The sequence below is a fragment of the Empedobacter sp. UBA3239 genome (assembly GCF_002362875.1).
GTDB classification, from domain to species: domain Bacteria; phylum Bacteroidota; class Bacteroidia; order Flavobacteriales; family Weeksellaceae; genus Empedobacter; species Empedobacter falsenii_B.
Map to the genome: position 1 here is coordinate 18286 of NZ_DEVJ01000047.1, position 11468 is coordinate 29753.

Annotated in this window: 10 protein-coding genes; 2 read left to right on the forward strand and 8 right to left on the reverse strand. The window is 30.4% G+C overall.

The features are described 5' to 3' along the window. Window positions 1-261 precede the first annotated feature (261 nt). The 4 genes from B4G36_RS06605 to B4G36_RS06620 form a co-directional block, all read right to left on the reverse strand. Window positions 262-2328 (reverse strand): protein-disulfide reductase DsbD family protein, encoded by a 2067-nt coding sequence (locus B4G36_RS06605; protein WP_291062862.1) that lies wholly within the window; start codon window positions 2326-2328, stop codon window positions 262-264. After that, a complete protein-coding gene (gene tilS / locus B4G36_RS06610; protein WP_286496179.1) occupies window positions 2322-3629 on the reverse strand; it encodes a tRNA lysidine(34) synthetase TilS in 1308 nt (435 codons plus the stop codon). The genes B4G36_RS06605 and tilS overlap by 7 nt, the downstream gene beginning before the upstream one ends. 111 nt (window positions 3630-3740) lie before the next feature. Next, window positions 3741-4148: an RrF2 family transcriptional regulator gene (locus B4G36_RS06615; protein WP_291062863.1), complete on the reverse strand. Its 408-nt coding sequence runs from the start codon at window positions 4146-4148 to the stop codon at window positions 3741-3743. 77 nt (window positions 4149-4225) lie between these two features. Next, the gene (locus B4G36_RS06620; RefSeq protein ID WP_188319979.1) at window positions 4226-5635 is read right to left on the reverse strand and encodes an aldehyde dehydrogenase family protein; all 1410 of its coding nucleotides are present in this window, start codon (window positions 5633-5635) and stop codon (window positions 4226-4228) included. Window positions 5636-5698: 63 nt separating this feature from the next. On the opposite strand from B4G36_RS06620, the gene B4G36_RS06625 reads away from it, so the two are divergent. Beyond that, window positions 5699-6133: a hypothetical protein gene (locus B4G36_RS06625; RefSeq protein WP_038334450.1), complete on the forward strand. Its 435-nt coding sequence runs from the start codon at window positions 5699-5701 to the stop codon at window positions 6131-6133. 4 nt (window positions 6134-6137) lie between these two features. Here B4G36_RS06625 and B4G36_RS06630 read toward each other — a convergent pair whose 3' ends face one another. From B4G36_RS06630 to B4G36_RS06640, 3 genes are all read right to left on the reverse strand, one after another. Then, complete coding sequence (locus B4G36_RS06630) at window positions 6138-6776, reverse strand: LysE family transporter (protein ID WP_291062864.1); 639 nt, start codon at window positions 6774-6776, stop codon at window positions 6138-6140. 83 nt (window positions 6777-6859) lie between these two features. Next, the gene (locus tag B4G36_RS06635; RefSeq protein WP_291062865.1) at window positions 6860-7486 is read right to left on the reverse strand and encodes an alpha/beta hydrolase; all 627 of its coding nucleotides are present in this window, start codon (window positions 7484-7486) and stop codon (window positions 6860-6862) included. Between the two features lie 202 nt (window positions 7487-7688). Continuing rightward, a complete protein-coding gene (locus tag B4G36_RS06640; protein ID WP_291062866.1) occupies window positions 7689-10310 on the reverse strand; it encodes a valine--tRNA ligase in 2622 nt (873 codons plus the stop codon). A 171-nt stretch (window positions 10311-10481) separates the two neighbouring features. On the opposite strand from B4G36_RS06640, the gene B4G36_RS06645 reads away from it, so the two are divergent. Next, window positions 10482-10847 carry a DUF1573 domain-containing protein gene (locus tag B4G36_RS06645; RefSeq protein ID WP_291062867.1) on the forward strand — a complete coding sequence of 122 codons (366 nt, stop codon included), beginning with the start codon at window positions 10482-10484 and terminating at the stop codon, window positions 10845-10847. Between the two features lie 12 nt (window positions 10848-10859). On the opposite strand, the gene B4G36_RS06650 is transcribed toward B4G36_RS06645, so the two are convergent. Next, on the reverse strand, window positions 10860-11321 hold the full coding sequence (locus B4G36_RS06650) for a hypothetical protein (RefSeq protein WP_291062868.1): 462 nt from the start codon (window positions 11319-11321) through the stop codon (window positions 10860-10862). Between the last annotated feature and the right edge of the window lie 147 nt (window positions 11322-11468).

The window sequence follows — 11468 nt, forward strand, 5'->3', positions numbered from 1 at the left end:
ATAAAAAGTAACATTATAAGTTAATTAAAATCTCACAAATGTGAGATTTTTTTATCGATTCATCCAATCCATCTAACTATAAATCTGCGTTTTGCTGATAAAAATAGCTTGTTCAGCTTCTGATTTTGGTTAAAGATGAATTTCAATTTTACTTAAATGAGTATAAAATAAAAACAGTAGCAACTTGTTAGCTACTACTGTTTAATTTATGTATTTAATCACAGAAAAATTGTATATATTTTTCAGGACGGGACAAAATAATTATTTCGCTTTATACTTCGCAATTCCATCTTGTAACCATTTTAAGTAAACTTCTGCATCAAGTTCAGCTTCTAAAGGTTTTGAGAAACGATTCAAATCTTTGTCAACCAAAATATAATAAGGTTGAGCATTTGCATTAAAATGTTCAATCTCGAAAGAAGTCCATTTGTTCCCAACCGTTTTCAAATTACGATCTAATGCTTTCGAAAATACTTTTTGATCTTCTGGTAATTCTTTTGCCTCGTCAACATATAAAGAAACTAAAACAACATCTTCAGCCAAAATTTTCTTCACACGCTCATCGCTCCAAACACGTTCTTCAACTTTACGACAGTTTGCACACGCATGCCCAGTGAAATCTAACAACATTGGTTTTCCAACTTTCGTTGCATAAGCCGCAGCCTGATCGAAATCTTTGAATGCAGGAATTCCATGAGGGCCAGCAACCATATTAGGATCATCAAATTTAGCTGTCGCTTGTCCACCGCCTAAACCTTCGTGGAAACCTCGAGGCGCTTCAGAATAAGTTATTGGAGGTGTTAAACCACTTAATAATTTTAATGGTCCACCCCATAAACCTGGAATCATATAAATCGCAAATGATATTGAAACCAATGCAAATAACATTCTCGGAACTCCGATTGTTTGTACAGGTGAATCTAATTCTAATCTAAATTTACCTAAAAGATATAATCCTAAGAAGATAAAAATTGCAATCCAAAATGCCAAGAAAATTTCTCTTGGCAACCAATTCATTTGCCAAACTAAATCAGCATTTGATAAGAATTTTAAGGCAAAAGCTAATTCAATAAATCCTAAAGAAACTTTGATTGTATTTAACCATCCACCAGATTTTGGCATTGAATTTAACCATCCTGGGAACATTGCAAATAATGTAAATGGAATAGCTAATGCTAAAGAGAAACCGAACATTCCTACGATTAACGAATAATAGTTCCCTCCTTGCGTCGCTTGAACTAATAACGAACCAATAATTGGTCCTGTACAAGAGAATGACACTAATGCTAATGTGAATGCCATAAAGAAGATTCCAATTAATCCACCTTTATCAGCACCTTTATCAGCTGCATTTACCCATTTACTTGGTAATGTCAATTCGAAAGCTCCGAAGAATGAAATTGCAAATACAATAAAAATTGCAAAGAATGCTAAATTCACCCACGGATTTGTTGACATTTCATTTAGGACAGATGGTCCAAAAATAACTGTCGCCAATAAACCTAATGCAACATAAATAACAATGATTGATAAACCATAAATAAAGGCTTTTCCAACTCCTTCTCCTTTCGATTTACTTTGTTTTGTAAACATACTTACAGTCAAAGGAATCATTGGGAAAATACAAGGCATCAATAGCGCTGCTAATCCTCCTAAAAATCCTAAAGAAAAGATTTTCAATAAACCATTATCTTTCTTTTCATTATCAGCTAATAAAGAATCATCAACTTTTTTGATCGTACCTTGTGTTGCAGCAACAACTGCTGTAGAATCCTCTTGAACAGAATCTTGCGTAATTTCAGTTACGGCAACTATATCTTTTGCTTCTGTAGCTTCTGCTGGCTTTGCCTCTTCTTTCGTTTCTTCAACTTTTGCAGAAGGTGTTAATTTTATCGTTCCGCTTGTTTCATCTGGTGGCAAACAACGTTCGGCATCACACATCTGAAATTCGATTGTGTACGATACATTTACAGGTTTATCACCTGAAACTTTTACTTTTTGAACAAATTTCACTTGATTTTCGTAATATTTTTCATCTTGTTCAAAAATTTGGCTGTATTTATCTATACGTTTTCCAACTTCTCGCGCACCTCCAACCAATTTTGCATTTGCAGCTGGTTTAAATGATGCACTTGCTGGAATTCCAATTCCTCCATCAGGATGTTTCATTGAATAAAGGTGCCAACCTTTATCAATTTTTCCTGTTACCTCGATTTCAAACTCATTTTGTCCAACCTCCTTCACCGAACTCGACCATTTTGCAGGACTAAATAATTGTGCGTTGACTAAAATTGGAAACAAAAAAAGTATCCAAAGTTTCTTTAACATACTGTAATGTTTAAAAAGTTTTTACTTGTTTCTGTCGTTTTAAAACGTTCATCCAAACGATGATTTACCACCCAAATAATTTGATCTTTTTGGTCACAAAGCAACCAAACCTTCTCTTTTTCTAACTTAGAAAGTTTCAAATCTTTCATAAACTTACTCAACAATTTTTTTTGACCTTTCATTCCAATTGGATAAAAGAAATCTCCCTCTTTCACTTTTCTAAGTTTAAGCGGAAACAAAATTGATGTAAAGTCTACTATTTCAGTAGCGTTTTCGTGTGGATTTATCGATTTCACGAACTTCAAATTTAACGAATTGATTTCAATTAACTCATCAAAAATCGTTAATTCATCTTCATTTTCTTCTTCTATTTTTTGCAACAACAAATTTTCTCGATTTTTAATTAATCGATAAGTTGCTGATTTTATTTCACTTCCCGTTTCTGCATCCAAAAATTTTAAAATTTCTTTGCTCGACGAAAATCCATATTTTTCGAACAAATAATGTAAAAATGTTTCTAATGGTTGAAGTTTTTTTAATGCTGAAATTTCAATTTCAATCGGATTATCTCCTGAGAATAAATCACTTCTAACTTCTCCAACTTTATTTTGTACAATTTGATAATTATCATTGATATGATTTAAACTTGACAAAAAATTCTCATCAAATTGCGGATGAAGCTCTTTTAGAATTGGTGTAATGTGATGACGAATCTTATTTCTAGTATAATCATCCGTCGCATTCGTATAATCTTCTCGCCAATTTATTTCATTTGATTTTGCATATTCCAACAAATCATTTTTTGTAAAATTTAAAAGTGGACGAAAGATTTTTCCATTATCAATTTGCATTCCAACCAAACCTTTCAAACCTGTTCCACGAGAAAGATTAATCAAAAAAGTTTCAATATTATCATCCAAATGATGCGCTGTCACCAAAACATCCAAACAATTTTGTTGTTGAACTTGCTCAAACCACTCATAACGCAAATTTCGGCAAGCCATTTCTACCGAATAATTTCCTACTTTCTGATAAGCCGCAACATCAAAACGAGTCGAATGAAACGGTATATTATATTTTCCACAATATTCTCTCACAAACAATTCATCGCCATTTGCGTCTTCTTCACGCAACTGAAAATTACAATGTGCCACCTGAAAATTTGCAGCTGTTTGACGGAATAAATCTAACAAAACCATACTATCAATCCCTCCACTAATCGCCAATAAATAACGATGCGTAGAAAAAGAACGTTGTTCTAAAAGTTCTTTAAACTCTTGTTGTATAGATCTATTTTTCATGAAATACAAATGTTCGAAATTAGGAAGAATTCTCGAAAAAGAGTTATACTTTTTTTCTTCATTCTTATAAAATTTTACAATAAAAAAGCCTGAAAAACTCAGGCTAAAGATTTATTTTAAACTTTCTAAAGATTTATTTTCAAGAATTTCTAAAGTCGAATCTCTCAATTCAACCATCACCTTATTCAATGTACAAATTCCTTCGTTAGGGCAATCATCACATTTTTCGTAGTAATTTTTACTTACACAAGGTAAAAGCGCGATTGGTCCTTCTAAAACACGAATCAAAGATGCTAAACTAATATCTTTCGCATCACGTGCCAAATAATATCCACCACCTTTTCCTTGTTTCGAATTGACAAAGCCTAACTTTTTTAAATCCAATAAAATAGCCTCCAAGAATTTTTTCGGAATAACTTCTGTTTCAGAAATTTGTCCGATTAAAACTGGTTTGTTTCTTTCTTGTCTGGCCAAATGAGCCATCGCTTTTAGTCCGTATTTTGTCTTTTTTGATAACAATTCTATAAGATTTAACTACAAAAATAACATTGATTGTTGTATAAAACAAATATAAAATTAAATCGTTGAACAGAGATTTAAAAATATTTCATCAAAAAATCAATTACCTTTTGAGTTGTAGAATTATAGGGATAATTGAGAAATTTTGATGGCGATAAAAAACGATTGACTTTTAAAATCGGTTTCATATGCGAAAAATCTTTGAAACCTGCATAACCTGTTGAAGTTCCAATTCCAGAATTATTAACTCCACCAAAAGGCAAATTTGGATGTAAGATTTGCACCAATGTTTCGTTAATTACCACAGAACCAGATGAAGTTTCATTCTTAATTTTATCAATAAAAATAGAATCTTTCGAAAAAATATATAAAGCTAAAGGCTTTTCTTTCTGATTAATAGATTTAATTACTTCATTTATTCCTTTAAATGTATAAATCGGGAAAATTGGTCCAAATATTTCTTCATCATTGATTTTTGCATCGAATGGAACATCTGTCAATAAAGTTGGTTTAATGTACAATTCAGCTTCAATGTATTCATTTCCGAAAGGACAATTTGCACCATTTTCTATTGCATTTTCAATCAATTTTTTTAAGCGATTATAATTTTGAAGATTTACAATTCTCGCCAAATCTTTCGATTGCGAAGGATTTTTTCCAAAGACTTTTTCTATATGTTCAATAAACGTTTTTATAAATTGATTTTGAAATTTTTCTTTAATTAAAATATAATCTGGCACAATACATGTTTGACCAAAATTTATCAATTTTCCCCAAACTGCTTTTTCAACCACTTCTTGCATCGGAATTGTTCCATCAATAATCAAAGGCGATTTCCCTCCTAGCTCCAACGTCACCGAGGAAAGATGCTTTGCTCCTGCTTGCATCACAATTTTACCCACTTTTGGCGAACCTGTAAAATGAATATGATCAAACTTTTTGGTTAACAAATAAGTCGTTTCTTCAATTTCTCCTTCGATAAGCGCGACATGATTTTCTTCAAAAACTTCAGAAATAATTTTATCAATAACTTTTGAAACATTTGGACAAAACTCCGAAGGTTTAAGAATTGCTGTATTTCCAGCTGAAATACAAGCAACCAAATGCACTAAAGACAATTGAAAAGGATAATTCCAAGGCGAAATAATCAAACAATTTCCCAAAGCTTCTGGTTGAATTTGCGCTTTTGAACCGAAAAAAAGTAAATTATTTGAAACTGTTTTCGTTTTTGTCCAACAATTCAAATTCTTTCGAAATAATCGAATTTCAGCTAAAACAGGAAATATTTCGGTAGAATCAGCTTCTATTTTAGATTTTCTTAAATCCAAAAATAATGCATCTTCTATTTCGGCACGATGATTTAGAATTGAATTTTCTAAGTTTTTCAAACTTTCTTTCCGCTGATAAACAGTAAGATGACGAATATTTGCTTTATTCTCACATTGCTTATCATAAATCTCATCTATTTTCGTTTTAAAATCTGACACATGAAAAAATTTGAACGTTAATTTACTATTATTTTGAGTATTTTTAATCCCAAAAAGCGTCAAATGAAAAATAATCTTACTTTGGTTGATAAATTAAATCACATCAAAAATTTATTTATTATTGGTAAAAGTGATGGTAATTTGAATGAAAAAGAGATTCAAATTATTTCTGATATTGCCAAATACCATGAACTTTCTGCTAAAGATGTAAGTTATATTCTGAACGAAAACACGAAGTTTGATTTTACGTTGCCTAAAACATTTACAGATCGACTTTCTTTGTTGTACGACGCTGTTTTGTTAATGGTTGTGGATTTGAATATTCATCAAAATGAAAAGGCAATTTGCATTGATTTGGCTAAAAAATTTGAGTTTAATCCTCAAATTATTGATGAGTTAATTGAGGATATTTTGAGTTATATTTTAGAAGGTAAAGAATGCGATGAAGTGATGGAATATTTGGTTAAATACTCGCATCCAAAGCAAAATTTGAATTAAATTTTTATTGAAAAAGCTGATAAATCGTTAACAAAGAAATCACACTCGTCACTCCTCCAATTACATAGTTGATATTCTTTAAAATAAATGAATCTTCTTCTGATTTTGAGTTAAAAAATTTCAGATATAGACCAAAAATAATCATCGAACCAACTACAACTCCTAAAGCAAAAACTGAGCTGTTTGGCTGTCCAAAAACATTAACATTATACGAAACCAATGTTGCGCTTAAAAACACATAAAAAGGTATTGGAAAAACATTTATAGCGGATAACAATAACCCATAGATGAATTTATTTTTTTGTTTTACATCATCTTGTTTTTTTAGTTTTTTATTCTTCTTTTTTTGATCTTGTTTCTTGGCAAAAAAGAGAAAATAAATCGTAATAATTACAAAAACAGCTAATCCAACTTCCCTAAAAATTTTGGTAACTTCTTTATTAAAATCAATAAATTTTGCTAGAAAAATTGCCAAATAAACCTGAATTGCAATCGTAACCGCTGTTCCTGACATAAAAGTATATGCACTTTTAGTTCCTGCTTGTTTCCCAATTTTCACCACCGTCATATTCAACAATCCAGGAATGGATGATCCAATAAAAGCTGTGAAAATTCCGATTAAAAGTAGTTCTAAATACTGCATTAATTCTTTTTAAAAAGGTTTACAAATTTAGACAAACTTGTTGGAGAAACCTATTGAAGTAATATGAATCATTCAAAAAAATATTACTTAAACGTCCATATTAAGGCTGATTCTATAGATGAATTGAAAATTGTAAAATGATTTTGAGAAGAATCATGTAAATAATTCCAGTTGGATTTCAAGTTATCTTTTCCACGTAATTTTTCTACAAATTGATCTGTAAACTTTGAAATTGAGACTATTTTAGAACTTGAAATCCAAATCTTTTTATTTTCTAACAGATTAAAATCAAATTTTTCTAAATAAGAATCAAACAATTCGTGATTATTCCACCAAAGCGAAGGATCAATTGCAATAAAAGAATCAAAATAATGAGGAAAATAAAACAATATATCCATTACCAATAATCCTCCTAAAGACTCACCAACAATAGTTTTCGAGTTATTTGTCTTGTAATTTTTCGAAATATGAGGAAGTAGTTCTAACACAATAAATTTCTCAAAATTATCTGCATTTCCATATTCTGGAACCCATTTTTTGTCATTTGCAACGTTTGTATTTCTTGTAAAATCTAAATTTCGATTGATATTTTCGATTCCTATAATCATCAATGGTTGAATACGATTTGATTTAATTAATTCGTCAATTAGTTTTGCTATTTGCTTAAATTTTTCATTAATTCCTCCATCCAATAAATACAAAACAGGCAATCTTTCATTTATAAAACGCTCTGGTATTCAAACAAAAATATTTCTTTCTTGGTTTAAAAAATCAGAATACAACTTTTCCTTTTTGTAATTTAATTCGCTTGACATTTATACTTTTTTGATGCTTTATTAAAGTTAATCGAAAAAAATTAATAAAAAAACCACTTCATATGAAGTGGTTTTTAAATTTTATTTTGATAAAAAATTACAATGAAGCTAATTGTTCTTCAATTTGTGCAATTTTTTCTAAAGCATCTGCTTCTTTTTTGCGTTCTGTATTAATTACTTGTTCTGGTGCACCAGCAACAAACTTTTCGTTTGATAATTTTTTACGAACAGAATTTAAGAAACCTAGGTTGTAATCCAACTCTTTTTGTAATTTCTCACGCTCAGCTTCAATATCGATATTATCAGACATCGGAACCATAAATTCTAACGTACCAACACGGAAAGCAAAACCTTTTTCTGGTTTATCACCTGTATTGAAATTAGAAACATTTCCTAATTTAGAGAAAACATCAACATATATTTCGTTCGCTGCTTGCGCATCAGCAAAAACTTCTAAAGCTTCTTTTGGAGACATTCCTTTTTCTGAACGTAAACCACGAATTGCAGTTGTTGCTTCTTTTGTATTTTCGAAATTTTTAATAATCGTTTCATCAAAAGAAGTTACTTCTGGATATTTAGAAATAATCAATGCTTCGTTTTCTTTTCTTTCTGCAATTAAATGCCAAATTTCTTCTGTTAAGAAAGGCATAAATGGATGTAAAACTTTCAATACATTTTCTAAATAAGAAATGGTTACTACATAAGTTTTTGCATCAATTGGCTCACCAAAAGTAGGTTTAATCGCTTCTAAATACCATGAACAGAAATCATCCCAAATCAATTTATAAATCGCCATTAACGAATCAGATAAACGATATTGATCGTAATTATGTTCGATATCTGCTAACGCATGTTGGAATTTATTCTCGAACCATTCAACCGCTTTTGCTTGAGCAGAAGTTTGTTCTAAATCTTCTTTCACTTCCCAACCTTTGATTAAACGGAAAGCATTCCAAATTTTATTAGCGAAATTTCGTCCTTGTAAACACAAATCAACATCGAAAGGTAAATCATTCCCAGCAGGCGCCGTTAACAACATTCCCATACGCGTTGCATCTGCACCATATTCGTTCATCAATTCGATTGGATCTGGGGAATTTCCTAACGATTTTGACATTTTACGACCTTGTTTATCACGAACAATTCCTGTAAAATATACATTTTCGAAAGGTAATTCGTTGCGATACTCATATCCAGCCACAATCATACGTGCAACCCAGAAGAAAATAATATCTGGACCAGTTACTAAATCTTGTGTTGGATAATAATAATTGATTTCTTCGTTTTCTGGCTCATTGATTCCGTTGAAAACAGAAATTGGCCATAACCAAGAAGAAAACCAAGTATCTAACGCATCTTCGTCTTGACGTAAATCTTCGATCGTTAATGCAGCATTTCCTGTTTTTTCTTGTGCTAATGGTAAAGCTTCTTCTTTTGTTAGAGCAACAACGAAATCTTCGTTTCCTTCACCATAGAAAAATGCAGGAATTTGGTGTCCCCACCATAATTGACGAGAAATGTTCCAATCTGTTACATTTTCCATCCAATTACGATATGTATTTTTAAATTTCGCAGGATGAAATTTAATCGTATCATTCATTACATTATCTAAAGCTGGTTTAGCTAAATCTGTCATTTTCAAGAACCATTGATTAGAGATTTTAGGCTCAATCACAGCTCCTGTTCTTTCAGATGTACCAACTTTATTATTATAATTTTCTACTTTTTCAAGTAAACCTTTTTCTTCTAATTCTTTCTCGATTTCTTTACGCGCTTTGAAACGATCTAATCCAGCATAATTTAATCCTAAATCATTCAATTTCGCATCATCCGTAAAAATATCAATGAAATCTAAGTTATGTTTTTTACCTAATTCGTAATCGTTTACATCGTGCGCAGGCGTAACTTTAAGACATCCTGTACCAAATTCGATGTCAACATATTCGTCTTCGATAATATTTACTTTACGACCAACGATTGGAACAATAACTTGTTTTCCTTTCAACCATTCGTAGCGTTCGTCATTTGGATTGATACAAACTGCAGAGTCACCAAAAATTGTTTCAGGACGAGTTGTCGCTACTACAATGTATTGATTAGTTCCGTCAACTTGATATTTTAAATGATATAATTTTCCATTTTTATCAACATGAATAACTTCTTCGTCAGAAATATTTGTCTTTGCTTCCGGATCCCAGTTTACCATACGGTATCCACGGTAAATTAATCCTTTATTATATAAATCAACAAAAACACGTTGAACAGATTCAGATAAATCTGGATCCATCGTAAATTTCGTACGATCCCAATCGCAAGAAGCTCCTAACTTTTTTAATTGGTCTAAAATAATTCCACCATGTTTATGCGTCCAATCCCAAGCGTGATTTAAGAATTCTTCACGACCAATATCAAATTTAGAAACACCTTCCTCTTTTAACTTCGCAACAACTTTCGCTTCAGTAGCAATTGAAGCATGGTCTGTACCTGGTACCCAACAAGCGTTAAATCCACGCATACGCGCACGACGAATTAAAACGTCCTGAATCGTATTATTTAACATATGTCCCATGTGTAAGACACCTGTTACATTTGGTGGTGGAATGACGATTGTGTAAGCTTTTCTTTCATCTGGAGTAGATTTAAAATACTTCTTCTCCATCCAGTATTCATACCATTTTCCTTCAACTTCCGTTGGCGTATATTTAGATGCGATTTCCATTATTTATATATGACTTAAAATAAATTTGGGCAAATTTACACAATCTGCCTTAAACTGCCTAGTATATTAAATATATATTCCAATTTTGGAATATTATTTATAATAAATTTGAAAGTAATTTTATTTAAAGTAAAATTCTTTTGTACATTTGATTATAAATTAATTATCGTCATGAAAAAATTAATGTTTTTAGGCACTTTTACTTTAGGCGTTACAAGTTTATTTGCTCAAACACTTAGTTTAGAAAAAGAAGAAATTCAATTTGGAAATATAAAGTTGAATACTGAAGTAACAGCTAAGATGAAAGTAACCAACTCAGGTGATAAACCTTTAATTCTTAAAAGTGTTGTTGGATCTTGTGGATGTACAGTTCCTGAATATCCTACAACACCTATCCAACCAGGAAAATCTGCGGATATTACCATTAAATATTCAAGTGGAGGAGTTACTGGAGATTTTAATAAATCCGTAACAATTACATCTAACGATCCAGTTTCTTCTCGAAAAATTTTCAGAATAAAAGGAAAAGCGGAATAATAGTAAAGCAAGTTATTTAACTTGCTTTTTTTGTTCTTCTTTCAAAATGTTTAAAATCTTCTCTCTTTTTTTTCTGTCCATTTTTTCAAAATAAAAGCCTTTTTTTACATCAGTAGAATCAATTTGTTGTAGATAAATTTGATATTGTAGAAATTTTTCTAATTTGGTTTTACTTATCTTTAAATTATTAATGTCCAATTCATTTTCTTTATAATTTCCTGGAATTAAAATTTGATCAAAATTTATACTTCTTATATAAGAAAATGATTTAATATTTTTGAAATAATCACCTTTAAAAATAGAAAATATTAAAATAAATGAAGTAATATATACAAATATTAAACTTAATAATTCTGAATATTTATTAAATATTTTTAAGTTAACTAATTTAAAAATAATTAATAAATCAATAATTAATACATCTAATAAAAATCTAAATTGATTAGAAAAAATTAATATTATTAATAATTTCACTATACAACAGAATATTAACGATTTTATAAAATAATTCTTTTTACCCGTTGTGCATTTTAAATGATTTGAATTTAAGGTTGTTAATATTTCGATTAAAATATGTTTTATTAATGTACTGAACCACAGTAAGTGCAGTAATTTTAGCTA

What these genes read in the sequence shown, in the direction of transcription:
- B4G36_RS06605 (WP_291062862.1), bottom strand. Translation starts at nt 2,328, where the DNA reads ATGTTAAAGAAACTTTGGATACTTTTTTTGTTTCCAATTTTAGTCAAC.
- tilS (WP_286496179.1), bottom strand. Translation starts at nt 3,629, where the DNA reads ATGAAAAATAGATCTATACAACAAGAGTTTAAAGAACTTTTAGAACAA.
- B4G36_RS06625 (WP_038334450.1), top strand. Translation starts at nt 5,699, where the DNA reads ATGAAAAATAATCTTACTTTGGTTGATAAATTAAATCACATCAAAAAT.
- B4G36_RS06630 (WP_291062864.1), bottom strand. Translation starts at nt 6,776, where the DNA reads ATGCAGTATTTAGAACTACTTTTAATCGGAATTTTCACAGCTTTTATT.
- B4G36_RS06640 (WP_291062866.1), bottom strand. Translation starts at nt 10,310, where the DNA reads ATGGAAATCGCATCTAAATATACGCCAACGGAAGTTGAAGGAAAATGG.
- B4G36_RS06645 (WP_291062867.1), top strand. Translation starts at nt 10,482, where the DNA reads ATGAAAAAATTAATGTTTTTAGGCACTTTTACTTTAGGCGTTACAAGT.